General features: G+C 54.6%; 18 protein-coding genes and 1 pseudogene. 6 read left to right on the forward strand and 13 right to left on the reverse strand.

Annotated features, from left to right (window positions below):
* Positions 1-4: 4 nt before the first annotated feature.
* The 9 genes and pseudogenes from QEH53_RS17780 to QEH53_RS17820 form a co-directional block, all read right to left on the reverse strand.
* Positions 5-3,067: an N-6 DNA methylase gene (locus QEH53_RS17780; RefSeq protein WP_309024559.1), complete on the reverse strand. Its 3,063-nt coding sequence runs from the start codon at positions 3,065-3,067 to the stop codon at positions 5-7.
* A 357-nt stretch (positions 3,068-3,424) separates the two neighbouring features.
* Positions 3,425-3,574, reverse strand: a pseudogene (gene lpxI, locus QEH53_RS17785) (UDP-2,3-diacylglucosamine diphosphatase LpxI); the annotation flags it as partial.
* Between the two features lie 156 nt (positions 3,575-3,730).
* Positions 3,731-3,991 carry a hypothetical protein gene (locus QEH53_RS17790; protein WP_309024560.1) on the reverse strand — a complete coding sequence of 87 codons (261 nt, stop codon included), beginning with the start codon at positions 3,989-3,991 and terminating at the stop codon, positions 3,731-3,733.
* A complete protein-coding gene (locus QEH53_RS17795; RefSeq protein ID WP_309024561.1) occupies positions 3,984-4,502 on the reverse strand; it encodes a hypothetical protein in 519 nt (172 codons plus the stop codon). The genes QEH53_RS17790 and QEH53_RS17795 overlap by 8 nt, the downstream gene beginning before the upstream one ends.
* A 110-nt stretch (positions 4,503-4,612) precedes the next feature.
* Complete coding sequence (locus QEH53_RS17800; protein WP_309024562.1) at positions 4,613-5,449, reverse strand: UDP-2,3-diacylglucosamine diphosphatase LpxI; 837 nt, start codon at positions 5,447-5,449, stop codon at positions 4,613-4,615.
* A 131-nt stretch (positions 5,450-5,580) separates the two neighbouring features.
* Entirely contained in the window at positions 5,581-5,967 is a 387-nt protein-coding gene (locus QEH53_RS17805; RefSeq protein ID WP_309024563.1) for a GxxExxY protein, read from the reverse strand.
* A gap of 27 nt (positions 5,968-5,994) precedes the next feature.
* Positions 5,995-8,565 carry a leucine--tRNA ligase gene (gene leuS, locus QEH53_RS17810; protein ID WP_309024564.1) on the reverse strand — a complete coding sequence of 857 codons (2,571 nt, stop codon included), beginning with the start codon at positions 8,563-8,565 and terminating at the stop codon, positions 5,995-5,997.
* A 194-nt stretch (positions 8,566-8,759) separates the two neighbouring features.
* Positions 8,760-9,251 (reverse strand): hypothetical protein, encoded by a 492-nt coding sequence (locus QEH53_RS17815; RefSeq protein ID WP_309024565.1) that lies wholly within the window; start codon positions 9,249-9,251, stop codon positions 8,760-8,762.
* An 87-nt stretch (positions 9,252-9,338) separates the two neighbouring features.
* On the reverse strand, positions 9,339-11,831 hold the full coding sequence (locus QEH53_RS17820) for an esterase-like activity of phytase family protein (protein ID WP_309024566.1): 2,493 nt from the start codon (positions 11,829-11,831) through the stop codon (positions 9,339-9,341).
* A 442-nt stretch (positions 11,832-12,273) separates the two neighbouring features.
* Here QEH53_RS17820 and QEH53_RS17825 point away from each other — a divergent pair, with 442 nt between their 5' ends.
* The 4 genes from QEH53_RS17825 to QEH53_RS17840 all read left to right on the forward strand — a co-directional run bounded on the left by QEH53_RS17825 (position 12,274) and on the right by QEH53_RS17840 (position 16,586).
* Entirely contained in the window at positions 12,274-12,783 is a 510-nt protein-coding gene (locus QEH53_RS17825) for a hypothetical protein (protein ID WP_309024567.1), read from the forward strand.
* A 16-nt stretch (positions 12,784-12,799) separates the two neighbouring features.
* Complete coding sequence (locus tag QEH53_RS17830) at positions 12,800-13,549, forward strand: hypothetical protein (protein WP_309024568.1); 750 nt, start codon at positions 12,800-12,802, stop codon at positions 13,547-13,549.
* A 191-nt stretch (positions 13,550-13,740) separates the two neighbouring features.
* Positions 13,741-15,594, forward strand: a complete 1,854-nt coding sequence (locus tag QEH53_RS17835; RefSeq protein ID WP_309024569.1) for a response regulator — start codon at positions 13,741-13,743, stop codon at positions 15,592-15,594.
* Between the two features lie 185 nt (positions 15,595-15,779).
* Positions 15,780-16,586, forward strand: a complete 807-nt coding sequence (locus QEH53_RS17840; RefSeq protein ID WP_309024570.1) for a hypothetical protein — start codon at positions 15,780-15,782, stop codon at positions 16,584-16,586.
* A gap of 43 nt (positions 16,587-16,629) precedes the next feature.
* Here the strand turns inward: QEH53_RS17840 and QEH53_RS17845 are convergent, their stop codons facing one another.
* Together QEH53_RS17845 and QEH53_RS17850 are read right to left on the reverse strand one after the other, a co-directional pair.
* Positions 16,630-17,958 carry a DUF1080 domain-containing protein gene (locus QEH53_RS17845; protein ID WP_309024571.1) on the reverse strand — a complete coding sequence of 443 codons (1,329 nt, stop codon included), beginning with the start codon at positions 17,956-17,958 and terminating at the stop codon, positions 16,630-16,632.
* A gap of 31 nt (positions 17,959-17,989) precedes the next feature.
* Positions 17,990-19,405, reverse strand: coding sequence for a Gfo/Idh/MocA family oxidoreductase (locus QEH53_RS17850; protein WP_309024572.1), 1,416 nt, complete (start codon positions 19,403-19,405; stop codon positions 17,990-17,992).
* A 72-nt stretch (positions 19,406-19,477) separates the two neighbouring features.
* Here QEH53_RS17850 and QEH53_RS17855 point away from each other — a divergent pair, with 72 nt between their 5' ends.
* Entirely contained in the window at positions 19,478-20,677 is a 1,200-nt protein-coding gene (locus QEH53_RS17855) for an ROK family transcriptional regulator (RefSeq protein ID WP_309024573.1), read from the forward strand.
* A gap of 183 nt (positions 20,678-20,860) precedes the next feature.
* On the opposite strand, the gene QEH53_RS17860 is transcribed toward QEH53_RS17855, so the two are convergent.
* Positions 20,861-21,571 (reverse strand): aquaporin, encoded by a 711-nt coding sequence (locus QEH53_RS17860; RefSeq protein ID WP_309024574.1) that lies wholly within the window; start codon positions 21,569-21,571, stop codon positions 20,861-20,863.
* Positions 21,572-21,680: 109 nt separating this feature from the next.
* Between QEH53_RS17860 and QEH53_RS17865 the strand changes: the two genes are divergently transcribed.
* Entirely contained in the window at positions 21,681-24,638 is a 2,958-nt protein-coding gene (locus QEH53_RS17865; RefSeq protein WP_309024575.1) for an ATP-binding protein, read from the forward strand.
* Positions 24,639-24,686: 48 nt separating this feature from the next.
* Here the strand turns inward: QEH53_RS17865 and mog are convergent, their stop codons facing one another.
* On the reverse strand, positions 24,687-25,226 hold the full coding sequence (gene mog / locus QEH53_RS17870; RefSeq protein WP_309024576.1) for a molybdopterin adenylyltransferase: 540 nt from the start codon (positions 25,224-25,226) through the stop codon (positions 24,687-24,689).
* Positions 25,227-25,233 lie beyond the last annotated feature (7 nt).

The following is a 25,233-nucleotide window of genomic DNA, read 5'->3' on the forward strand; positions in this document are numbered from 1 at the left end:
AGCGTCATGTGTCGAATACGTCGAGGTGTTCACGGACGAGCTCAGCTCCGAGTAATCGTGCTCGGCTGGGTGTCCAGTAGCGATATTGGTTAAGCACTGCTACAAGTAGTCCATTGTCTACTTGTTGAATGATGCGAGTGCTGCCAGTATCGTCTGCGAGTTTGAGCAGAACGTCTCGGAACAGACTATCTGGCGAGGGTGCAGTGGTACCCTGCTTGGATATTAGCAGCAATCCGAATGGAGATGAGGTTTTAAGGAATGCTTCAGCTGGTTTCCAAAGCTCAACTAGTGGCTCATCTCCTGTAATTTTGAAAAATGGCCTAAGGATGGATTGGAGACGTTTACGGAAGCACTCTCGTTCCAATGGGCGAGGTGGATTACAGGCACGGTTCCGGGACTCAATATAGGGCATCGCGACTTCTACTGTGTCGCGCACAACTTCCATTGCTTTGCTATCTAGTCCAAATAGTTCTCCAAAAAAGCTATCAATCTCGTCAAAAACCGTACGGTCTTGAGCGATGAGTCTTCGGGACAGAGCTTCTACTGTCTGAAGTTGTTTAGCTGATAGACTTTCGAGTGGGTAAAAGGGACATTCATCTAAGTCTCCCTTTTGTAACTTTCTTCTCTCTGCAGCATATTCACTACTAGTGTTCAGCAAATAGTGCATCCAAATTGTTGAATGTGTGAAAAGTTGTAGATGTTTTGCGAGAAGTTCTGCTTGAGGATGCCCGGCGGTTGAGTATCCGTAAAAGCTCTCGTTAAAAGCTGAATCTTCAAGGCACAAAACTGCTCTGCAAGTTTCTGCATCGCTTCTAGGTGCGACCTTAACTAGTACCAATGGAGCTGAATAATTTTCTTTTTTCCGTGGGCGATTAAGGCTCTCTCTAGAAAAAGGAGGCTCGAATTGTGGATTTATTATGAAATCTCCAGGGGCACTATGTGTGATATTTGGGAGTCCTTTCAAAAATGAAGCATCCAATTGGGCTTGGGATTCTGCTATTCTGTAACCTTGAGTTGTCAGGAGGTTTAGTCTTTGCCAGTAGGCACGAAGTGTTTCTTTTCCTAGGCCATTTAAGTTTTTAACGACCTCCACATCTAATGATGTCCCAAGCGCCAAGGCCTTCCAGATCCACGGCAGCTCAAATGTCGATTCGACCTGAATTGGTTGAATCGATTTTGTATCGATCCGCATTTCTCCGTTTTTATTCAGAGATTTATCAAATTGCGGCGTAATTAGTCGGAGCGAATGCCCGGCTTTCGGTTTTCTGTTGCGGGCGAATAGCAGTATAAATGGTTGAGCCATTTTGGGCCAAACAGGCGTATCGGAAAGGTTTGTCCCATTTATGATGCCCGTGACTTCAACTTGCTTTAGAAACGTTTCCCGTGCACGGCGCGGAATAGCTTCCTGTTTTAGTAAAATACGGGCGGGTAAAGCCATTGCGATTCGGCCGTCAGGTTTACACCATTCCGTTGCTTTCCATAGAAATGGCAGGTCGGGTCCCAGATCTGGGTTTTCGTATGCCGCAGCAATTGTGTTATCTGCTGTTCTCCGCGATATGATCTCTTTGCTTAGCTGATTAAGTTCATCGGCTAGTGGGCGTTCTTTTCCTTTGAGACTGGTCCACGGTGGATTGCTGAGAATCAGGTTGAATTGATTATCGAAGCGATTGCCAACATGTGCACCAAGACTGCCCGCAACCGCTCCTTCTTCTGGATCTACCTCTTCGCGTCGAAAGTTGAATAGAACATTGTCACGCAGTTTACGAAACTTGAGTTTTTCTGGCGGAACAGGAGCTGGGTCGAGTTCGATTGCGGTCAGGTAGAGGCTGAGCGCTGCGAGCTTGATTGCTGATTCGCTGATATCGAAACCGACAATTTGTTTGTTCAGAATCTCGCGAATTTTTTTGGTATTGGGGCGCTGTTTGGTGGCTTTCCATTTTTCTTGGTAGAGACGCCGAAAAGCGAGAACGAGAAACACTGAAGCACCGCATGCTGGATCGAGGACTCGGGCCGAAGCGGCGTTTGGAAGATTTGTGAAAGCCTCATCGACCATTGTGTCTGCGATGTTGCGTGGAGTGTAGTGAACACTTGTTTCCTTCGCAGTCTTGTGTTCCCACTTCCACGCGAATCGTTCATAGACTTGGCTTAATAAACCGACGGGAACGTGCGCAAAATCATAGGTACCCCAAGTCCGTTCCTCAGGGCGAAAGTTCAAAAGAGTTTGCCACCCTGAATCTCCGATTGGTTCTTCGCCTCTTAAGATGGCGGTTAGGTGCAGGAAGACGCGGCCGCCTGTCCTTTTCCCGATTCCTTCGAAATAGGAGGTACTACCGTCGTCGGTAAGCGGAAGAAGGTCGCCATTGAAAGTGTTGTCCAGCCAGGTCGAGGTACTCGCAGTGTTTTCCGCATTTGCAAAGCAGTCCCCGATGCTGCGGGCTTTGGGAGCGATCTTTGGGCAGTCCTCCTCCCGTACAATATTGCGATCGTATAGAAAACGGAAGAACAGTGCTCGTCCCATAAGCGACAGCACATCTGTACGCTTGAGACGTAATGCTGCTAGTCTGTCGGCCACGTTCCATACCAGTTTGTACATTGCCGAGAAGACGTAGTCGGCGTCTTTGGGTTCGCCTTTTCCATCGTACTGTCCATTCGCCAAGCGCGAAAAGAAGGTGAGGGCCTCAGATGTTCCAGAAGTGTAGGGTTGCCACTCGGGAGTCCGTTCATCCAAAGAAACTGGTACTACCGCTAGTTCGCCAGGTCGAATTCTTGCGAGATAAGCCCGGTCACCGCGGCAAGCTAGTTTTCGCCGGAGATCGCTGAGTTGCTGATCTTGTTCGCTAGGAGATTTTGCCAGCCGACTTTCATTGACGATGAATAGCAGGGGGCGTCCCTGGCTTTCAACAACTCCATCAGGGAGCAGGTCATTTCCTTGAGACCGCTTACCGGTGACCGATTGTTGAAGATCCAAATAGTCTAGGAGTTCAGGTGTTGCAGCACCGTCCAGCACCCGCACAGCTGATGTCTCTGCACTTATTCCATAGTTAGAAAGTTCTCGAGAAAAACTCATGGGTTGTCTCGCTTGATATCTGGATTATTTGTGGAATTGAGACCGGGGAGATTTGGCTGAACTCGATCTGAAAGGTAACGTCGGGCTTGGTTTTCAAGCCAGTCCTTTAAAGTGGTAGAGTCTGCGGCAAGGGCTGCGTGTAAGTCTCGTTTTAATTGTGGATCAGTTTCCACTACAATTCTGCCTGAAGGTCCCTTAGCCATAGATGTTATGTTACATAAGTAACATCAGCGGGAAAGGTCAATCTTCGCGGCTGTGTAAAGAAATGGAGAGTTTAGCGGATGGGGTAGGACATTTGTGGTCTGTGGGGGGAGCCTGAATCGAATGGATAAAAATGTCTTAAGTGGAGGACCGCTTTTAAAGCTCAATCAGTTGGATCTTGGCTTTGGCAGCGGCTGCTAGGATCCTTTCTTTTTCGACCATGATGGTGGAGCCGGCTTTGAGGACGGCGGTGCGGATGTTGTGTTCGGCCATGATCTCTAGAGTGCGTAGTCCAAAAGCGGGTACGTCGAAGCGGTAGTCTTGCTCGCACTTGAGGGTTTGACAAAGATGAGCTGGTTTTGCTTGTCGGGAAGCTGGAGCGTCCTTCTAGCTAATCGCGTGGCGAGCACGCTCCCACAAGTGGCTTAAAGCCGAAGATCTCGCGGTTTGCTTTGGCCAGTGTCAGCTAGGGTTTTTGTGGCTGTTGTATTTTGCGGAGTCTTCAGCCACGGCTCGCTTGCGAATGCGTTCTTTAGTGTTGGGATCGATGTAGGGTAAACCTTTGGCTTTTCGTGCGGCGATGAGCGTTGCTCCGAGTTGATTAAGGTCATCTATTGCGTCGAGCTTTTCGGAAAGAGGGAGTTTGCGCCAGCGTCTCAATTCCTCACGCCGCGCTCCTTCCCATGTCGAGGAGGACCAGTCGGGTGATGTATCCTCATTCATCGTTTTTAGACTCCTCTTTTTGAATCCATCTAAGGTGCTCGAGGTCTACTAGGTCTTGGGGACGGCTTGCCGTTTCTTTCATATCGATCAGTGTCGCAAGGCTCGCGAAGCGAATTTCTTGCTTACTGTGTCCCAGCGACTGTCGATAGGCTATTTTCCACTCGCTTGTGAAATCGAAGGGTGCGTTAATGAAAACGTCTACCGGAGTATCGCGATGTTCGTCGCTCCAGAACTGGAGAACTGTCATGTTCTTTTGAATCGTCCAGTTCAGGCGGTTTTCAGGTTTGGAGAAACTTGAGGGGGTGATGGGTACGGTCGGCTTGTATCCGAGAGACTCGAGCGCCGTAAATGCCCGTTCGATATTATTCGGGAGGAGTTCGATTACGATATCGGCAATTTGGGTCGCTCGCAAGTAGCCGTGGGCTACGACGGCAAGGCCCCCAACGACAATGAATCGAGATCCGGCTTCGGTGAATGCTTTGTTGAGAGCTTCGAGACAAGAGGCTTTCATGGTGTCGCCTGATTAGGAGGGAGACATTGGACCTGAGCAATGGTGAATTGGCAGAAAGGAGATCGTCCCTGAAAGCGTTGATAGGAAGATAGGGATGCAAAAAGTAACTTTCAGAAGCCTATGAGTTGGATCTTTTGGCGTTTGGCGGCGGTTAGGATCTTTTCTTTTTCGATCATGATGACGGAGCCGGCTTTTAGGACTGCGGTGCCGATGTTGTGCTCGGCCATGATCTCCAAAGTCCGTAGTCCGAATACGGGTACGTCGAAGCGGTAGTCTTGCTCGCGTTTGTCGGTTTTGACGAAGATGAGTTGGTCGGTCTTGAAGGTTCCGGCTCGTTTGAGCATGGGGTCGGTGCCTTCGAAGGCTTCGACGGCTAGGACGGTGCCTTTGCGCACGACGACGCCTTGGCCGACGTCGAGGCGGGCCATCTCTTGGGCGATCTCGATGCCGTGCTGGATGTAGGTGTCCTCAATTTTCTCATACGCTTTGGTCATGTGACCGAGGTCGGCCATTTGGTCGTCGAGGAAGCAGCGGGCGTCGAGGGCGGTTTGCCCGTTGGCGGCGAGTTCATCAGCGATGGCGCCGAAGATGGTGTGGGCGTTTTTGCGTTTGAGTTTGAGGAGGAGGGCGGCGGCCTTGATGTCGGGCTTGAGGTCGCGGAAGAGCTTGCCGGGCTTTACTTGGCCAGCGGCGATGGTGTAGCGGCAGTCGAATTTGCGCAGGGCTTTGAGCCAGGCTCCGACTTTGCCGACGTTGATGATGGCTCGTTTGTCGGCGGGGAAGAGGTCGATGGTTTCGGCGGCGGCTTCGCCGTCGAAGGCGATGAGGCGGAGGTCGATGCCAGCGGCTAGGGCTTTCTCCGCGATGAGACGAGGATAGACGCCGCGCCCGGCGATGAGGCCGACGGGGGCGGTGGGGGTGAAGTCGGGCGGGAGGAACTGGGACATGGATGTATTTTTTTACCGCAGATGGACGCGGATGAACGCAGATTTTGATCTTGTTGTGTGTTGGGAGCGCGTCTGATGACGCTGTGTTGTTCTTTAATTTTTATCTGCGTTAATCTGCGTGTATCTGCGGTTCAGGAATTAGTTCGTACGACTCGCTTCCATTCTAGTTTTGAATGCTTGAAGTTAATAATCAGGCCGGTTCTGTGTTTGGTGATGGCTAGGTAGTTGAGCATCTGACCGACCTCGTTGTCTCCGATTTGTTCGACGACTTTAGTGTCCACAACGATTTTGTCGTAGGCAATTAGGTCGGGTATGTAATCCCCAACGTTGGTACCTTTGTAGTCGATCTCGAATCTTGGTTGTTGGAGGTGAGGGATTGATTGTAATCCGAATTCAACTACTAAGGCATTCTCGTAGGGCTTTTCTTTGAGCCCGTGTCCGAGTATGTTGGAAACTTCCATCGCCGCACCGATGATAGCAAAGGTCTCGGTTTTGTATTCGAAATCATCTGCGTTCATCGGCGTGTATCTGCGGTTGAAAAAAACCTAGTTGGCGACGATGTTTAGGATGCGGCCGGGGACGTAGATGACTTTGCGGATGGTTTTGCCTTCTAGGTGGGCGGCTACTTTGGGGTCCTGTTTAGCGAGTTCTAGGACTTCCTCTTGTGTCGAGGTTTTGGATACCATGGCTTGGCCACGCATCTTGCCCATGACTTGGAAGACGATGTTGACTTCGTCGGAGACGAGCTTGGCTGCGTCGAAGCTTGGCCAGGGGCCGAGGCCGACGGAATTTTTCTCGCCGAGGCGGGACCAGAGTTCTTCGCCGATGTGCGGGGCCATGGGGGCGATCATTTGCACGAAGGCTTTGGCGGTGGCGAGAGAGATGACTTTTTGGCTCTGCAGGTGGTTGATGAGGATCATCAACTGCGAGATGGCGGTGTTGAAGCTGAGGGCGTCGAGGTCTTCGCTGACCTTTTTAATCGTTTCGTGAAGGAGTTTCTCGGTTTCTTTTGAGTCTTGATGGCCGTCCTTGATTTTTGGATTCAGTTCGCCGTCTTTGCCGACGATTTCGCGCCAGGCTTTGTTGAGGAAACGGCTGATGCCGCCGATGCCTTTGGAATTCCAGGGCTTACGGGCTTCGAGTGGGCCGAGGAACATGAGGTACATGCGCATGGTGTCGGCTCCGTATTCATTTACTACGGACACGGGATCGACGCCGTTGCCAGCTGACTTGGAAATCTTTTTGCCGTCTTCGCCGAGCAGCATGCCTTGGTGGAAGAGCTTGCGGAAGGGTTCCTTGTTTTTCACGACGCCTGCATCGTAGAGGACCTTGTGCCAGAAGCGGGCGTAGAGAAGGTGCAGTACTGCGTGTTCGGCGCCGCCCACGTACATGTCGGGCGTTTCCCAGTACTCGAGGGCTTCGGGGGAGGCGAGGGCGTCCTCGTTGTGAGGATCCATGTAGCGGAGGTAGTACCAGCAGGAGCCGGCCCATTGCGGCATGGTGTTGGTCTCGCGGGAGGCGCGGACCCATTCTTCGCCTTCTGGCTTTTCGCCGGAGGCGGGCACGTAGGCGCCGGTGGCGAAGTTGTACCAAATCTCCATCCAGTCGTCGGCCTTCTTGAGCGGGCTTTCGCCAGTGCCGGCGGGTTCGTAGGACTCGACGTAGGGGAGTTCGAGCGGGAGAGCGGATGGCGGTACTGGCAAAGCGAATACAGTGCCGGTCTCGTCGGTGTAAGTGACGGGTTCGTCGGGGAGCCAATCAGCGAGGGTGCCGGAGGCGACGGCTGTGACGTAGTCTTCTTCGGATACCCAAGCGATTGGGAACGGCTCGCCCCAGTAGCGTTGGCGGGAGAAGAGCCAGTCGCGGAGTTTGTACTGGGTGGATTCTTCGCCGGTTTTTTCGGCTTTGAGCTTTTCGGTGATCTTGTCCTTGGCTTCTTGCCAAGGGAGGCCGTCGAACTCGCCGGAGTTGATGAGGACGCCGTCGCCGGTGTAGGGAAGGGTGTCTTCGTCGCTGCCTTTGATAACGGGGGTGATGGGGAGATTGAATTGCTCGGCGAATTCGTGGTCGCGGGTGTCGTGGGCAGGGACGGCCATGATGGCGCCGGTGCCGTAGGAGATGAGCACGTAGTCGGCGACCCAGACGGGGATCTTGTCCCCAGTTATTGGATGCACGGCGTAGGAGCCGGTGAAGACGCCGGACTTTTCCTTGGCGAGGTCGGTGCGCTCGAGGTCGGACTTGGCGGCGGCGGCGGTCACGTAGGCGGCGACTTCGTCCTTTTTCTCGGCGACGGTGAGCTTGTCGAGCAGCGGGTGCTCGGGAGAGACCACCATGTAGGTGACGCCCATGAGGGTGTCGGGGCGGGTGGTGTAGATTTCGAGCGACTCGTCGAGTCCGTCGAGAGCGAAGCGGGCGGTAGCTCCGGTGGATTTGCCGATCCACTCGGCTTGCATCTTTTTGGTGGATGCGGGCCAGTCGACGAGCTCGAGGTCTTCGATGAGGCGGTCGGCGTACTCGGTGATCTTGAGTACGACTTGGCGGAGGTTTCGGCGGACGACGGGGTGGTTGCCGCGTTCGGACTTGCCGTCGATGACTTCTTCGTTGGCGAGCACGGTTTTGAGTTCGTCGCACCACCAGACGGGACGCATGTCGACGTAGGCGAGGCCGCGCTTGAAGAGCTGGAGGAAGATCCACTGGGTCCAGCGGTAGTACTTGGGGTCGGTGGTGTCGACTTCGCGGTCGTAGTCGAAGGAGAAGCCGATGGTCTTGAGCTGGTTTCGGAAGTGGCCGATGCGCTCGACGGATGTTGTGCGCGGGTGTTTGCCGGTTTTGATGGCGTACTGCTCGGTGGCGAGGCCGAAGGCGTCCCAGCCGATGGGGTGGAGGACGTTTTTGCCTTGGGCGCGCTTGTAGCGGGCGAGGATGTCGGAGCCAGTGTAGCCGAGCGGGTGGCCGATGTGGAGGCCGGCGCCCGATGGGTAGGGGAACATGTCCAGGACGAAGAACTTCTCCTTGTCGGACTCGTTGGAGGCCGCGAATGTTTTGTTCTCTTCCCAGTAGCGCTGCCAGGTCGATTCGATTTCGCTGAAGTTATAGTCGGAGGATTTTGTGGACATGATGGAAAGTGTGTTTGGCCCGCGAAGGGCGCGGAGGGTCACGAATGTGGCGGAAGGGAGCTGTGTAGCTAGGTTGCCTTTGGAAAAAGAGGTGGGATGTTGAGGAAAAGGTGGAAGGCGTCAAGGTTGTGGGACTGCCTCGCATCCTGTGTGAGATTGACCGAGACGAGGGTATTACGGGGAGAAGGCTTGCCCTAGAGCTCTTTGGCGACTTGGCGGGCGATTTGTTGCTGGAGCCAGTCGATGGATTCGCGGCCGGTGCGGCTGGCGTCGGGGCCGAACAATTGGGTCGTTTGACGGAGGTTTATTTGGGTGGCTTGGTAGCCGGAAGGGGACTCTGAGAGTGTGAGGCTTAGTGTGATGGTGGCGTGACCGGCTCGGCCTTTGGTTTTGATTCGGAGCGGGACGTTGCCTTTTTTATAAGTCGTGACGGTTCCGGCAAGGATGAGGGCAGGCTCGGTTGGAACGGAACGCAGGACCTGGCTGAATTCTCCTTTTCGGATGAGTTCGGAAGCGATTTGGTCTGCGAGAATCCGCCCGACTTGGGAATCTGCGGACTGGAAGTTTAGCACGGCGATGGTGTCGTGGCGGGCTCGATCGACGAAGGGATTCCATTCGCGGGTGCTGCTGCACGCTGCCAAGGCGAGGGACAGTATGAGGACGATCGATTTGCTTAGGTTTCTCATGCGTGCTGATTTGGGTTATCTGAAAACGAAAATGCCGCCTGGCGCAAAACCAAGCGGCACGATAGTATGTTATTCTAGGGTTGCGGCCTAGTTAGCTGGCAGTGGTCCGAGGTTGATGAACTGGGTCTCGCCGCTGCTGTCGTCTACGCCGTCGTTGTCGGTAACGACGATGGCGTCGCCGTTGGCGAGCACGGCTAGGCCTTCGACCTTTTCGATTACCAAGCCATTCGCGGCTTCAAGGTTCGGCAAGATATCTAGGACTTCGCTTTTAGCGATGGTCTCGAGGCTGCCGGACAGGTCGTCTGACTTGAAGGTCAGGCCAGCAATTGAGAATTGGTAAATCTTCTTTATCGCGGCGTCCAAATTACCTTGGTTGTCTCGTTCGAGCACGATGAAAGTGTCGTCGTCGAGGGCCACGATCTCAGAGAGGCCGACCCATCCGCCAGCGGCAGATTCGGGAGTGTCTAGAGGGTAAAGGGCGAAGGTCCACTCGCTGGTTGCTGTATCGTAACGGCCGATACGCGGCTCGGAGTCACCGGCCCACTTGCGCTGGATGGCGACGTAGAGGACTTCGTTTGAACTAGAACCAGTGACGGCTACACCTTCGAATCCGAAACGAACTTGTTTGGCGTTGACCGAGTCGGGTAAGCTGACGACCTCTTCAATAGTGCCGTCTTCGGAGACCTTGAAGAGCCAGTCGAGCGATTCGATGGGACGGTCTGGATCACCGACGGTACCGGCTCCCTCGGAGGCGAGCCAATAGCCGCCGTTCGCGCGACGAGCGAGTCCCTCGGGGTCGAGGTTGACAGTGCCATCCTCGTTGATGAGGTCGTCCTCGTTGAGTTCAAAGTACTCTAAGCCTGCGCTGTTGATCGCGTCGTAGTAGGGATTGCCGGGAGAGGTGGCGGCAAGAATGGCGTTTTCGATCTCTGTTGCAAAAACGCCGTTGCTGTCTTTGAGGACGATTTCGTTGTCGATGAGGGCAGGAGTTCCTGATGTATCCACACTGAATATACGGCTCTTTTTATAGTAGCTGTCGTACACGGTCCAGGCTTGGTTGGCATTGGTGGGGTCGGCCGCCAGGGCGGAAAGGGCTGCCCACGGTATGGGGGTGCCATCAGGACGGTCTTCGGAAGCGATTGTCGGGTAAATTGGCTCCACGGCGTTGCGTTTGTAGATGGTTACGGTAGCGCGGAACTTGTCGTCACGGTTGTCTTCTTCAGAGGCGGAGATGAAGAGGTTGCGCTGTGGGATGGCAAGCAGACCTTCAGGGCCCATGCCACCGGCGAGGACCTGCAGGAATTCAGGCTCGTTCGACTTCTTCGGTAGTTTGTAGACGGATACGACGCTAGAGCGTTCAGAACCGACGAAGATGAGCTCATCCTTCCCGTATTTCGCGACGGTGACGCCTTCAGGTTCGTTGCCCTTGTTTTCCGAACGGCTTTCTGGGTAGTGGCCGATCATGGCGGTCATGTGGTCGTCCATGTTGCCGGACGAGAAGAGTACATTTCCGTTCTTGTGGTAGATTGTAAAACCGCGACTGCCGCCATCGAGGTCCCCTTCGTCAGCGGTGACGAAGCGTTTACGGTCGATCCAGGCGACGGCGTCGGCTTCGCGGGGAAGGTTTTCTAGTGAGCCGTCAAGTTCGATGAGGTCGTTTTCGTTGGTATCGATTTGTGTGAGGCTGACAGATCCAGCGGAGAAGTCGTTGATGATCCTGCCGTTGGTGAGGTTGACGACGATAATGTGATTGTTTTCCTGCAGTGTGATGACCGCTTGGTTGCGATCGTTAATATCGACAAATTCAGGTTCGGGATCTTCAGGGAATTTGTCGGCGATGCCTACTAGACTGACGGTACGGAGGGTCCATTTGTGTGGCTTGCCCACGAGGTCCACGATTGCGAGGAATCCTGCAGGGGCCTGCGGCGGTGCACCGTCGCCGAGATCTTCGTCGCGTTCGTTTTCGATAGCGATGGCAGCGTAGCGCTTATCAGGGCTGATGGCAATGGCGTCGGGCTGACCGCCTAGTTCAATGCTGGTAACTTGGGTTTTGCTAGCGATATCGACTACTACGAGTTTACCGCTGGTGTTGACGAAGTCTTCGCTGGTGTTGATGCAGACGAGGGCGTATTTGCCGAGCACTTTAACGGAGGTGGGTTCACCTTCGAGTTCGAGGGTGCCAAGCGGCATCGGGTTGTAGGGGTCGGCGATATCGACGAAACCAAGTGCCTCAAGTTCTGCGTCGGTGTAGACGAGGGTTTTGCCATCTTTAGTGGCATCGATAATTTCGGAGACTGTGTCGTTTTCGATGTCCGAATTTAGGAAAACAGGAAAGCTGGCGATGCGCGTGAAGTACTCTTTCTTCTTCTTTCCGGGTTTGTTAGGTTTGTCAGGATTGTCGCCATGTCCGGGCTTATCGTTGCCGTCGCCGTTTCCTGGGGTGTTGGGTAGGGAGGGTGATTGGGGCGAACTGAAGAATAAGAGCAGGGCGAAGACCGCGAGTAGGACTGCCGCACCGATCTTAAATGCGGCACCGAGGTTGAAGGGGCTGCCAGAGGAGGCTTTTGGTTTTAGGCGCATGGATTGGTTTTAGGTTTGGTTTCAAGGTGGCGCGGAGCAAGGGAGCTCCGAGCTGACGCTATCAAGGTCCCACCATCGAGTTGCCAATACAATTCGGCGATTGTAACTTTACGGAGTCTGGGAGGTTACACCTAGGTTACGAGATGTAGTTGAGGTTTGGTGACGTCGAATAAAGTACCGAAGCAGCGGATTTTTCATTAATAACGCACAAGGAGTTCATACTGTTTTCATGTAATGCGGCTAGTCTGGTTCAGTGTTTAAACAAGTGTGGAATCTTGTACGAGAATTGCTGGCAGGAAGCCCCGAAGTGCTTGCGCGCTGGCTTCAGCTGAGGGCTAAGTCATGTCTATGGATTTGTCTTTTCTCTGTGGTAATAGGAGCGGGTGCCTACGGGGCGACCATAGGATTGTGGAGGAGTCCAGGCCAAGCGTTGTTCGCAACGATGAAATTTCCGTTGGTGATCATTCTCACGTGCGGGGCAAATGTTGTATTGAATGGGATTCTGGCTCAGGTTTACGCCACGGGATTGAGTTTTCGACAGACGACTTTGGCGATATTAATGAGTTTTGCGATCGCTTCGCTCGTGTTGGTTTCGCTTTCGCCACTTGCGCTTTTTTTGCTTTGGAACACACCACACTTAGCGACGGAGGGGGCGAGTACCGGGCATAGCATTACCTTGTTGGCCCATGTCCCGGTGATCGCTTTTGCGGGATGGGCCGGGACGTGGAGGTTGTATCGATTACTTGTACACATCGCTCCGAGCCGTGGCAGCGCTCGTTCGACGCTGTTCGCATGGCTCGCGGGGAACCTGCTGTTGGGAAGTCAGGTTTCGTGGATACTAAGACCGTTTATCGGCAATCCGAATCTCCCCGTCCAGTTCCTGAGGGATAATCCGCTTTACGGTGGGTTTTACGAGCAGGTATGGCGGTCGCTGATGCAACTGCTGTCCTGATGTGTATCCAATACTTATGACAAAAGACAAAATGGAAAACGAAAACGATAATCTCTCAAACGAGGCGAAATTGATAGCCCCTGCCCGAGACCCTTACCTGGAGGAGCCTCTGGAAGGGAGTGGCTTGCTGGTGGCACTGGAGTCGCTGCTGAAGCGGCCCGGTCGCTTGATGCACGCGGTTCGAGGAGAATCGACGAAACGGGTGATCGTGCCGTTGGGCGTAGTGGCGTGCCTTTGCTTGCTGTTTTACGGGTTCGTGGTGGGAGGACTATCCGGCGGGGGGCAATTGTGGCAGGCTCCCTCTAAGATTGTTCTGGGCACGCTGGCGAGCTCTCTGATTTGTTTGCCGAGCCTGTACGTCTTTCTGTGTATGGGTGGAGTGGATGCGCGTTTCCGAGAGGTGTTAGGGTCGCTGGTAGCGATGGTGGCTCTGTCTGCGGTGATGTTGATTGGATTGGCTCCGGTAGCCTGGGTGTTCTCGCAGTCGACCGACTCCGTTGCTCTGGCGAGCGTGATGCATCTGGGGTTCTGGGTGATCGCTACGGCAGTGGGGACGCGGCTGTTGGGACGTTTTCTAGGTAGGCCCGGTAGTACGGCTCGGCTTCGTGGCTGGATAGCCATCTACTTGCTGGTTTGCGTGCAGATGATGACTTCGCTGCGACCTCTCGTAGGAACAGCGGAGACTGCTTTACCGATGGAGAAACGGTTCTTCCTTCAACATTTCTTCGAAATGCTGGATGGGGATTTGGAAGGTGGAAGTAGGTGAGGGATTTGTTTGGGCGTCGAGGTAGAGTGAAATTCGGCCTGAAGAGGCAAAGCTGCGGCGGTTGGGTTTTTACTAGGGAGAAGATCTCAGACGGCGGAGGGGAGACTTCCTCATATTCTCTAGCGCGGTGAAAGTCCTAGGCGCTTCAGCCGATAATGAGCAGGCCGCTGAGCGGATTGCGATGACTAGAAATGGAAGAAGATAACAAACTAAAGGAATTGGTACACCTTCGTCGAAAGGTTGTCGGGCTCGCTTTATTGTATTTGTCCTTTCTCTCTGCTCCCGTGTTTGTGGTGTCGGTCGTACACGCCTTCCAAAGCGGCGTGAATTGGTACTTCATCATCCAGAGCTGCTGCTACGCGGGGCTGATTGGGGGGCTGCTGGCCAAGGATAAGGTGTGTAGTTTTCACTTGTCGCTCTTTGTGGTGGGGATCCTCGCGGTGGTGGGTCTGGCTGGGATTCTCGCTTGGGGGCCGGCTCCGAGTCGTTTGATTGTCGTATGTTTCGCGTGTTTGCTCGCTGCTATTTTCAATGGTACTGTGTCGTCGCTAGTTACAGTAGGCGTTTCCACTGCTTTGATGGTCGTTTCGGCTTGGTTGCATCCTTATGTTGGCGAGGTGCCGGGTGGGGATTCCATTTCTGACCACACTCCTGTCCAGTGGTTGGTGACTCTTACTTGTTTCGCTTTCTATACCTCAGCAGGTTCGTTGTTGGTGTCTTGGGTTATGAAGTCTTTGCAGTGCACTATTGTTGCGTTGAAGGATAACGAAAGCGGCTTGCGAAAGGCTAACGATCTTCTACAGGAGCAGGCGGTTGAGCTTGAGGAGCAGGCGGATTCGCTGATCGTGCAGCGGAATCTCGCCCAGAGCAGCGCCAGAGCCAAGGAACGTTTCCTCACTATTGTCAGTCATGAGTTGAAGACGCCATTGAACCCGATCGTGGGCTTTTTGAAGCTGATGGAGGATGACGCCTCGATCAACGCGGAAGCGCGGTCCCAAGTCTCGCTGATGAAGCGGTCGGCCGAGCACCTCCACCGTTTGGTGAGCAGGGTGGTCAATTACTCGGCGATCGATAGGAAAGAGATTTCTACGAACCCTAGGCGAGTTGAGTTGGGAGATTTGGCGAGGGATATTGCCTCTAGGCAAGGCCAGTCGGCGATCTATGGGGAACTCGAGTTTTCCTCCGACGCGGGAGCGTTGAGTACTGTTGCTGTAAAAGTGGACAAGCGACTTTTGCTCGATGCTGTCGAGGAACTCGTGGCCAATGCGATCAAGTTCACCAACAAAGGAAGCGTTAAGGTCTCGTTTAGCTTGGAGTCGGTTCAAGACGATCCGTCAGACGAATTTTTGCAGGTGGAGGTAGCTGATACCGGCTGCGGCATGTTGGAGGAGGAGCGGGAAAGACTCTTTGAAGGTTTCGTCCAGTCAGACGATACGAAGACGAGGCAGTTTGAGGGGGTAGGGCTCGGTCTTGCTGTATGCGAATCGCTTGTCCACTTCTTGGGTGGCGAGATAACAGTGCGGAGCGAGCGCTGGGTCGGAAGTACCTTCATCGTCAAGGTGCCGTGCGTCCGCGCTGATACCGAGGTCGTGAGGAGTAAGGCATCCACGTCCGCTAGGTCTCGTTTTGAAGTTTCGCCAGACGTGCTGGTGGTTGAGGATGACTACGTGAACCAGCGAGTCGTGAGTTCTTTGTTAAAGAAGATGGGTGCCAGCGCTCGCTGCGTGGGCAATGGCGAGGAGGCATTGGAGGAACTCGTCAAGAATCGGTACGATTTGATACTCATGGACCTGAGTATGCAGATCATGGACGGTATCACTGCAACTTCGGAAATACGGACGAGGCGCCTCGCAGACGGGACACCCATTGTGGCATTGACCGCGCACTCCTATGCTTCCGCCGAGGATGAGTGCGACAAAGTGGGTATGTCCGCTTTTCTCAATAAACCTGTGAAGTATGCGGAGCTTTTCGGAACGATTTACGATTTGACTAAGCAGCCTGATAATAGCCTTTCGCCGCATCTTGATTTACACGACGTAAACTGAAGTCGGCGCGGGTGGGAGATCTCGTGTCGCCGAGTCAGATCGGTATTTTGAAAGGTTAGTCGGCTCGAGGAGCGGCGACTCACTGTGGTGGTTGGCTTCCGAGTCTTCAGGTTGCTACCACTGTGCTCGCGTAGCATCGGTTCAGGTTTGGCGAGGGTTGTGCTATGCATTGATTTTGTATGAAAGTGGATCCAATATTGCCTACTCAGCTGAATGCTCAATCGAAGGTGACTTCGAGCGAGGTAAACGCTCCAGCGGGCTCTTTCGAGTCGGTGCTGGAAGGTGTAGAGGGAGAGACGTCGGCCACTCGGGTGGCACGTTTTTCCGAGTTGCAGGAGTCGTTTTACGATTGGCGGAGTGAGCTCGATACGACTCATCCTTTGAATCTTCCGCGTTATGATCAGGTGATGGGGAGCTCGGATGCGTTTCTGGGGATCGTGGAGAAGGCGGTGATGGAGGATGGCTACTCGGATCCGCTGGCATTCGTACAGGGCCTGTCGGGTGTGGAGTTAGATACCCTGAAGGCGATGCATTCGACGGGGGATTTGAATCCGGCTACGATGACGGAGGAAGGGGCTTTGAACTTGATCTTGCCGTTCAACGAACGGCAGGACATCGACAACGATGGGTTCGTGGAAAAGGGGCATGGCGTGGGTTGGAGCTTTCCGCCGGTGAATGCTCCCCAGCACGTGCATGATGCTTGGAAGGAGACGACTGAGGGAATGACAGCCGGCGAAAAGATGATGGCAGAAGCGGCGTTGTTACCGTCGATGCTGAGACGTGACAACGCTACGGGAGAGGTGACCCAGGTGGAGCGTTCCGAATCGAACAATCCGTATGCTCGGGCAGGTTTTTCCTACGTCGCCATTGTGCAGCAACGATTAGATAGCCTCGAAGCTTTCAAACATGATATGAGCTCGGAGCAGTACGATTTTAAGAAGGATTTTCTAACTCGGTTTCGCGGGCATCTTTCCGATGAGGGAACGAGTTAGTCTTACACGGATACGAGGCTGAAGCTCCCCGCTTTGGAGTCTCCTACAATTTGCGGATCTGGACGTTGCGGTACCAAACTTTGTCCCCGTGGTCTTGCAGGTGGATCGCGCCGGACCCGCTGCCGAAGCCTTCGTGCTCGGCGTATTTGCTGGCGGAGAAGGCAGAGCGCCATTCCTCGCTGCCGATTTTGATATCAAGAATCTTGGTACCGTTGAGCCAATGCTCGATGTGGTTGCCTTTGGCTACGATGCGGCCGCTGTTCCACTGGCCAACGGGCTTGATCGGCTTGTCGTCAGGCGCTGCGAAGAGGTCGTAAAGGGAACCGGACCGGTGGCTGGGGAGCTTGCCGTCGCTGTGCTTTTGGTCGTCTAGGATCTGGTATTCGAGGCCGAGGTTTCCCTGAGCGCGATATTTGACGCCACTGTTTCCGCCCTCGGAGATCTTCCAATCAAAGCGGAGTTCGAAGTCCTCGAATTCAGCTTTTGTATTGATGCCTCCAGGACGAATGCCGCCGCGTTGGACGATGGCATTCTCGATTGTCCAGGCATCGCTTACGGGACCTCCGCCGGTTTTTGTCCAAGCAGAGAAGTCGCCGTTTTCGAACAGGTCAGTTAAGCTTCTTTTTTTTTTAGGCGCGAGTTCCTTGACCTTGACGTTCCGGAAGTGGACCTCGCCCTCTTTGCCGGAGTGAATCTGAAGGCCAAAGAAACCTTCGAAGTAGGTGTCGGTTTCGTAGTTCGCGGCTGGGATGCCGTTTACCCAGGTTTTGATGCTCTTACCGTCGGCTTTGATGGTGATGCGATTCCACTCACCCTCCTTGAGAGCGGCGCGAGCTTCTTTATGGGCGTCGAGCCAGAGCGGGTAGAGCCAGCCTCCTGCGGCCTCGCCGTAGATCCCACCGGACCAGCCGCGATCGCTGTTTAGGCCTTCCATCTCAGCTTGGGGGCCGTAGACCCTGCCGTTTTCGTCCGCTTTGGTCCGACCTCTGAAGATAACGCCGCTATTGCTGTCGACGGCCCACTTGAGTTCGGCGGAGAAAATGAAGTCCGAATAGTCGTCGCGGTCCGTGGAGAGGAAAGTGTTTGGGGATCCGGGCACGCAGGTGCCTACAATGGCTTCGCCCTTCGGCTCGAAAGTACATGTGCCGCCTAGCGCTGTCCACCCGTCGAGGTCCTTGCCGTTGTAGAGGTCGACGAAACCTTTCTTAAGGTTTGGTTCCTTGTCGGTGTTTATGAGGGCATCCTCGGGCTCCACTTTGAGGGCATGAGTCTCGTAGCGGGCGATGTACTCCTGCTGGCTTTCCGAGACTTGGCCAGCGGTAGCGATTGAGATAATGGATACAGCTGCGGTAAGGATTAGGGATTTTTTCATTTTCTATTCTGGGGGTGGAAGTGTTCTGAGTTTAAAGGGCGTAATATTGTTCCCAACCTTTTCGCGGAGCGGGATCGAGCAAAGCGTTGGCAAGCTTGTTGTTGGTGATCTTTTTCTTTGATCGGCTGAACTTCAGGTTACCTCCGAGGCGTTGGGCGATGCAGCCGAGGTTGAATACTTGGGTAAGCGGCCCGCTGACGCTGAATGGCGAGCGAGCTTGCTCTTCGCCTTTGCAAGCTCTGAGAAAGTTCAGGTAATGGTTTGAGTTCTTTTGCGGGAAGCGAGGAAGGTCGCGTCGCATGTCCATGTATTTCTCGTAGGGAAGGATTTTGAGGTAGTCGGAGTGAGAGCCACCTTGGAATACGAGTTCTTTTGAATAAATGATTTTGCCCGGCTTGGTGATTTCGACGGGAGCGCGGGCGGTCTTGCCAGTAGCAGGGTCGGTCTCGAGCTTTCCGTACTCCGCTTCGACCTCGGGGATGTTCTCGGTGCCGTCGTACCAAGTGACATCGCATTTAGGCATTTTGTCCCGCTTGGGAAACGCGAATTTGATAGTCGATGCTTGAGGGAAGACGAACTCATTGGCGCCTTCGCGTTTGACGGCGGTGATTTTCGTGGGAAGTCCCAGGTCGAGGAATTCGTGACACGTATCCAAAATGTGGGGACCCCAATCTCCGAAGGCTCCGCTTCCGTAGTCGAACCAGCTGCGCCACTCCGCGGGGTGGAGCTTGTCGCTATGCGGGTGTTCGGGTGCATAGTCCATCCAGAGGTCCCAGTCCATGCCCTCGGGCACGGGTTGCTGTGGGTAGGCGGTGACATCTTTGCCCCAACCGTGCCAGCGGCGCTTGTTGTTCATGTGGGCGGTGATGCGGGTAACGTCTTTGATGATCCCTGCGTCCTTCCATGCCTTGAACTGGAAATAGTTGGCGCCCGAGTGGCCTTGATTGCCCATTTGGGTGACGACTCCACTGCGCTCTGCGAGGTCCATGAGACGCTCGACTTGGCCGAAGGTGTGCGCGAGCGGCTTCTCGACAAAGACGTGCTTGCCCAGCGACATGGCCAGCATGGCTATGCTGAAGTGAGAATGGTCGGGAGTGGAGATGAGAACGGCGTCGATCTGGTCGGCCATCTCGTCGAAGAGCTTGCGGAAGTCGCTGAAGGTGCGGGCCTTGGGGAAGTTTGCTTGGACCTCGGCGGTATGCTGGCCGAGTAGGTCCACATCGCAGAGAGCGACGATTTCGCAAATCTCGTTTTGGGCGATATTTCGGGTGTTGGCGCCGCCTCGGTTGCCGATGCCGATGCAGGCCAGCCGTACTTTTTCGTTAGGAGTCCCCGCTCCCCAAAGCATTCGGGAAGGGAGAATTGCGAAAGCGCCAAATGCGGCGGATGCTTTCAGGAAGCGCCGACGGGAGACCTCGGTGCGGGGGACGTTTGGGGCGGGTATCATGTTTCGGAACTTGAGCGCTTTGACGCTTGAAATCAATAGTTTATTAACTAAACAAATTGATTATAAGAACGAATGCAGACCAAATACGATAGAGGTGATATCAGGCGTCTCAACGCGGTGAGCGCGCTGAAGCAGTTGCGCGAGCATGGCCCTTTGTCGCGTGCCCAGATCGCGGATAAGCTAGGTCTGACACGTGCGACGGTGTCGGCAATCGTGGCGGATTTGATCAGCGCCTCTCTCGTGAGCGAAAGCGAGTACGAAGAAGGCGGCGTGGGGCGCCGTGGTATGTTGCTCGACTTGAATCCCTCCTGTGGCTCCATGATCGCGGTGGAGCTCGACATCGATCGGGTAGTGGTGGTGTTAGCGAATCTCGGGATGAAGTTTTTGTGGCGGGGCGAGGCGAGTCTTTCGGCCCCCGTTTCAGCAGACGAAGGACTGCGTCGGGCCGGAGCTCTGGTGGAAAACGCGCTCCGTCGCGGGGAGGAGTTGGACTTGCCCTGTTTCGGTATCGGCGTCGCTTGGGCTGGACTCGTGAAGCGGGCGACCGGCGAGCTCGCTTACGGACCGATTTCCGGCTGGCAGAGCGTGCCTATCAAGGGAGATTGGGAAGCTCGATTCGGGACGCCGGTTTACGTAGAGAACGAAGCCCATGCGGGCGCAATCGCTGCCCATCACCTTGGAATGCCGCGGGGTGTACGAGATTTGATTTACCTGAGCTTGGGTGTGGGCCTGAGTTCCGGAGTTTTTGTGGATGGCGGACTGCTACGGGGTAGCGAAGGGTACGCCGGGCAGGTGGGGCATACGCCTTTCGTAGCCGAGGGCCACCTTTGCGGCTGTGGACGAAAAGGCTGTTGGGTGACCGAAATTGGAGCTTCTGGCGTTCTTCGGAAGCTGCGCGCGGAGGGAGTACATCTTCCGGATGCTGCGGATTCGAGTTTAGACTGGATTCCCGGCATTTGTGAAATGGCTCAAGCAGAAGACCCGCGTGTGCTCAGAGTTTTGGCTGAGGAAGCCAAGCAAATCGGGGAAGGGCTGGTCCAATTGGTTCAGGTTTTTAATCCTTCCCGCGTAGTGCTAGGGGGGCATCTGAGGGATATTTTGGCTTTATGCGAAGATCAGATCCGAGAAACCCTAGAGCAAAGGGTTTTGTATCCAATGGGTAAGGACGTGACGGTGATTGTGAGCGCCTCGCCGGAAGACCAGCTCAAGGGTTGCCTTGCAACTGTCTTCGAGGCGGTGATGTCGAATCCCATGCCAGCCTCGGCAAGGTAGTCAACTTCGCTTCGCGGCATGAGTGCTTTGCTCGGGGGTGGGCCCTTGGAGGTGCGGGCTCGTTGAGTCGAAACCACCTGAAGGAAAGGAAGTGGAAGCCCTAATCTCGGGAGAGGAGGACTTTTTACAAGAGAGCTCCGGCGATGGGGGCGACGACGTACACCGTGAGCCCAGCCGTGCCCGTTAAGCTCGAAAGGGAGGCTGCACCAGCCCGCAAGGCTGGTAGAAGAGACGTGGGGCAAGGTCTCGGGCGGGATTGAAACCACCCATGGAAGGCGGAGCGAGGAGGGAAATTAGGACGGTGAGAGTGGCGCCGATCGCGAAGGGAGCGTAGCGGGGAAGTATGGCGCTGTTCTTAGGATCGGTGAACCCGAAGACCGCAAAGGCGAGTAAGGCGGTCCCGACGAATTCGGCGAACCATGCCTGCGTAGTGGTGATGTGGAGACGAACTGTCTCAATGAGTGGCGCTCCTGCGGGATTAGGATAGATTTCGCCGAAGATCATTGCTCTTGCTTCGCTGCCTGCCGCTCCGCGCAGGATACCATTGTTGGTTTCGAAGAGGGCAATGCCGCCATTAAACAATCCATAGAGAGTAGCGGCGGCGAGGAAGGCTCCTATGAATTGGGCGGCTAGGTAGAGGGGAACGCGTCGCCAAGGGAAGTCGCGTACGGTTGCGAATGCGAGTGTGATGGCGGGGTTGATGTGGGCGCCGCTGGCAGCGCCGGTGAGGAGGATGGCGACGCAAACGCCGAAGCTCCAAACGATGGCAACTTGGAAGAGTCCCACTTGGGCGCCCATGGCGACAGCTGCGGCCACGCTTCCGCATCCAAAAAATACGAGGAGAAATGTGCCGACGAGTTCGCCGATGAAGGCGGTACTCGTTTTAGGGGACATCTTTAGGAGGAGGAATGAAGGTATGGTTTTCTATTGTTGGATTGCCTTGGAGTACAGGGGATTGCAACGATGTCGATAGTTGGAATGTTAAATTTGCCAACCCAGCCGCATGCTTCCCACCGATCCAAATTCCCCGCAACTGATCCCTAGCTGGATTTTCGAGCAGGATTTTCTCGTATTCCTTTCGTTTTTTGGGTGGATGTTGGTCGGCTTGTTGGCTCTATCCAAGCCATTGTCGAAGAATGGCGGCGTGCGGTTGCCGTGGTTGTGGATCGGCTTCTACGCCTTTTCGCAGGCGGTGTCCGACTTTTTGAGGACGCTCTCCTTTTCGGACGAGTTTTTCCGAACCTTCAACCTGGAGGTAGGCTTCGAAATGCTCGGATACGGGCTGCTGGTGGAAATCGCGATTCGCTACGCGAAGAAGGACGAGGGGCGAAACCTCTTTCCGTATTCGGCCTTAGGCGGCTTGTTTCTGGGTCTTTCGATCGAGATCGGAGACTTGCTCTATACGTTAGTGGTATCGCTCTTGGTCTCGGCGGGAGCCGTTTTTTGGGCGTGCCGCGTTTTCGCTCGCGCAGCCAAGGAAGAAGGACGCCGGGAACTCTATGTGATCGTGGCGGGGCTAGTCTTGCTTTTCCCCACATGGCTCTTGGCCCCGGGACGCTTGGACGTGGTGCTTCCATTGGAAACGGTTTCGTATGAAGATTTTCCATACTATGGATTCGATTTGCTGCTGTTGAGAATCGTTGCCGGGTGGACGATCTTGGCGGGGTTTTGGTACTACCGCTTACAACGCCGCATCGAGGATGTGGCGCCGCAGATTGCCTCCCAACTCCGACTTTGGGGGCATCGGGTTTTACCAGTCGCCTTGACGCTTGTCGTAGGTGCCAGCTTCTTGGTAACTAGCTGGAACGGCCAGCGTATGAAGAGTCGCATGTCGCAGGACTACCTGTCGCGAGTGCAGACGGCGGCGGTGCCGATGGACGTGGCGGAGATCGGCGCGTTTGACGAAATCATTGAAGAGGGGCGCCGATTGGAGGGTGCGATAGCGGGACAGTTTTTGGGGATAAAGCGCGTAGGTTCGGACGTGCGAAGCGTGTACTTGTGGAATGGGGATGGGGAGCTCATTCGCACCGCGGCGTTCGAGACGGAGCAAAGCGAGCAGCCGTTCCTAGCTAAAACGCATGTGAACTTGGCGGCGATAAGTGGATATGTATCCGGTGAAGCGTTTCTGGCGGGCCCTTTTTCGATTGGCGGAAAGTCGCTCATGCACCTGAGTGCACCTATCCGCGAAAGGACATCGGGCGAAATCGCTTACTGGCTCGGAATTGACGTTTCAGGGGCGTCGTGGTTTCGCAACGTATCACTTTCTCGACTACAGACGATTATCATAGCCGGCTTGGTCATGGCTTTGGTAATCTTTTTCCTGTATTATCAAATCGAGCACGAGAGCGAGTCGGACTTGATATTAGCCAAGGAACGCGCGGAAGCGGGCGATCGGGCTAAGAGCGAGTTCCTAGCAGTGATCAGCCACGAGATCCGCACGCCGTTGCAGAGCGTGCTTGGATACAGCGACCTTTTGAAAAGTACGCGTTTGGACGACAAGCAGCGGGCATGTTTGGATACGATTCAATCCGAAGGGAAGATCCTCTTGCGCATCGTGCAGGATATCCTGGACTTCAGTAATCTGCGCAAAGCCAACTTCCAATTGGAATACGGTCCTGTGTACTTGCGCCACTTGATCGAAGAGACTTTTCGTACCATCAAGCCGATGGCGGATCGAAAAGGACTGAAGGCTCACCTCGTAATAATGAGTGAAGTACCGGAGCTGGTGCAGGCGGACGGGGTGCGGTTGAGGCAAGTGTTGCTGAACCTTTTTGGCAATTCGGTGAAATACACGGAAGAAGGGGAAGTCTTCTTGAAGGCCTTCGTCGGTGGGGATTCGGATAGCGAAGCCCTTCCTTTAAATTTTGAGATTTTGGATACAGGGGTGGGTATCAAGCAGGAAGATCTGATCCGACTTTTTGAACCGTTTATCCAATTGGAACACTCCAGCAAGTTTCCGCGTGAGGGAGCGGGACTTGGACTTGCGATTGTAAACCGTATCGTCGAACTGATGGGCGGGCATATAAACGTACAGAGCGAAGTCGGGAAGGGATCTCGCTTCACAGCGTCGTTCGATTTCGATGTGCTTGAAGTAGAGGAGTCGAAAGAGGACCTATTTTTGTCTGATAGTCAGGATGAGGAAGACTCGCTTCCTATGGGGCAGTTGTATCCGCTCAAGATTCTGGTCGTGGACGACAACCCGATGGTGAGGCGTCTGATCCTCCAATACCTCGAGGCTCTTGGCTACGAAGCGGACGAATTCGACGGCGGGCAAGCTGCAGCAGATCATGGTTTGGAATATGACGTATTGATCATGGACCTACGAATGCCGGTTATGGATGGTCCGACCGCTGCGAGCAGAATTCGCGAAAAAGGTGTGGCTGCGGATCGTCCGTGGATTGTTGCGGTTTCGGCCTCCTTGCAGGAGGATGAGGTGAAGCGGGCCCGCGACGCGGGAGTGAACGATTTTCTGGGAAAACCGTTTTATGCGGGGCAACTCGGTGAAAGAATAGAGGCGATTCCTTGGATCGAGGAAAAACGGTTAGATCCTGCTTCAATCGTGGCAGAAGAGGAAGTTGTTGCGGAGCCGGAGCATGTGCCGCTGTTTATTGGTCCTGCCGTCGTGGAGGAGCCAGAGGAGGAAGTCGTAGCTGAACCTGTAGCGCCGAGAACGGTATTTGGCGGAATCGATAGCTATCCTGAAGAAGCGGTGAAAGCCGCAATCGCTGAAGTGTATTCAAAGCTCGGTGACATGGAGGCAGGTGCTGCGGAAGGTGACTGGTTTATGGTCAAGGAAGATGCCCACTACCTTGCCAATACTGCGATGGCGTTGGGAATCGACCAACTGTATCTTGATTCCAAGGACGTCGAGAATGCCGCCCTTGTGGAAGATGGGGAGAAAGTGAAGAAGGGGTTGGTCGAGCTGAAGTTGAACTTCGAGGCCTGGGAGAGCGAAGAGTAGAGAGAGCTTGGCTCAGGATGCACGGACGGGTTGGAAACCGTCCCTCCGTTAGGCACCCTTCGGACGGAAGGCTTTCATGTTGGCTCCGTTGGTTTCGAAGCGAGCGCCGCCGATGAGGTCAATGCAATAGGGGATAGCAGGGAAGACCGCTTCCAGGTTTTCTCGGATGGCTTTGGGCTTTCCGGGAAGGTTGACAATGAGACATGACCCGCGAGTGCCGGCTGTTTGGCGAGAGAGAATTGCGGTGGGTACGTACTTGAGCGACGCGGAGCGCATGAGCTCGCCGAAGCCGGGCAACATGCGGTCGCAGACGGCTTCGGTGGCTTCGGGGGTGATGTCGCGGGGAGCGGGGCCGGTACCTCCGGTAGTGACGATGAGACTACAGCCTTCCTCGTCGGAAAACTTCTTTAGGGTGGCCTGTATCTGGTCTTGCTCGTCGGGCACGACGGCGTAGGAGACCTCGAACTCGGTCGTGAGCCATTCCTTGAGGAGCTCCAGACAGGCTTTGCCAGGAATGTCTTCGTAGATGCCTTTGGAGGCACGGTCGGAGATATTGATGACGCCGATACGTGGAGAGGGTTGTGTCATTGCTCTT

It is taken from the genome of Pelagicoccus sp. SDUM812002, assembly GCF_031127835.1.
GTDB lineage: Bacteria > Verrucomicrobiota > Verrucomicrobiia > Opitutales > Opitutaceae > Pelagicoccus.

Excerpts from the sequence above, each read along its gene's own strand:
- QEH53_RS17780 (WP_309024559.1), bottom strand. The coding sequence starts at position 3,067 with ATGAGTTTTTCTCGAGAACTTTCTAACTATGGAATAAGTGCAGAGACA.
- QEH53_RS17790 (WP_309024560.1), bottom strand. The coding sequence starts at position 3,991 with ATGAATGAGGATACATCACCCGACTGGTCCTCCTCGACATGGGAAGGA.
- QEH53_RS17795 (WP_309024561.1), bottom strand. The coding sequence starts at position 4,502 with ATGAAAGCCTCTTGTCTCGAAGCTCTCAACAAAGCATTCACCGAAGCC.
- QEH53_RS17800 (WP_309024562.1), bottom strand. The coding sequence starts at position 5,449 with ATGTCCCAGTTCCTCCCGCCCGACTTCACCCCCACCGCCCCCGTCGGC.
- QEH53_RS17805 (WP_309024563.1), bottom strand. The coding sequence starts at position 5,967 with ATGAACGCAGATGATTTCGAATACAAAACCGAGACCTTTGCTATCATC.
- leuS (WP_309024564.1), bottom strand. The coding sequence starts at position 8,565 with ATGTCCACAAAATCCTCCGACTATAACTTCAGCGAAATCGAATCGACC.
- QEH53_RS17815 (WP_309024565.1), bottom strand. The coding sequence starts at position 9,251 with ATGAGAAACCTAAGCAAATCGATCGTCCTCATACTGTCCCTCGCCTTG.
- QEH53_RS17820 (WP_309024566.1), bottom strand. The coding sequence starts at position 11,831 with ATGCGCCTAAAACCAAAAGCCTCCTCTGGCAGCCCCTTCAACCTCGGT.
- QEH53_RS17825 (WP_309024567.1), top strand. The coding sequence starts at position 12,274 with ATGAAATTTCCGTTGGTGATCATTCTCACGTGCGGGGCAAATGTTGTA.
- QEH53_RS17830 (WP_309024568.1), top strand. The coding sequence starts at position 12,800 with ATGACAAAAGACAAAATGGAAAACGAAAACGATAATCTCTCAAACGAG.
- QEH53_RS17835 (WP_309024569.1), top strand. The coding sequence starts at position 13,741 with ATGGAAGAAGATAACAAACTAAAGGAATTGGTACACCTTCGTCGAAAG.
- QEH53_RS17845 (WP_309024571.1), bottom strand. The coding sequence starts at position 17,958 with ATGAAAAAATCCCTAATCCTTACCGCAGCTGTATCCATTATCTCAATC.
- QEH53_RS17850 (WP_309024572.1), bottom strand. The coding sequence starts at position 19,405 with ATGATACCCGCCCCAAACGTCCCCCGCACCGAGGTCTCCCGTCGGCGC.
- QEH53_RS17855 (WP_309024573.1), top strand. The coding sequence starts at position 19,478 with ATGCAGACCAAATACGATAGAGGTGATATCAGGCGTCTCAACGCGGTG.
- QEH53_RS17860 (WP_309024574.1), bottom strand. The coding sequence starts at position 21,571 with ATGTCCCCTAAAACGAGTACCGCCTTCATCGGCGAACTCGTCGGCACA.
- QEH53_RS17865 (WP_309024575.1), top strand. The coding sequence starts at position 21,681 with ATGCTTCCCACCGATCCAAATTCCCCGCAACTGATCCCTAGCTGGATT.
- mog (WP_309024576.1), bottom strand. The coding sequence starts at position 25,226 with ATGACACAACCCTCTCCACGTATCGGCGTCATCAATATCTCCGACCGT.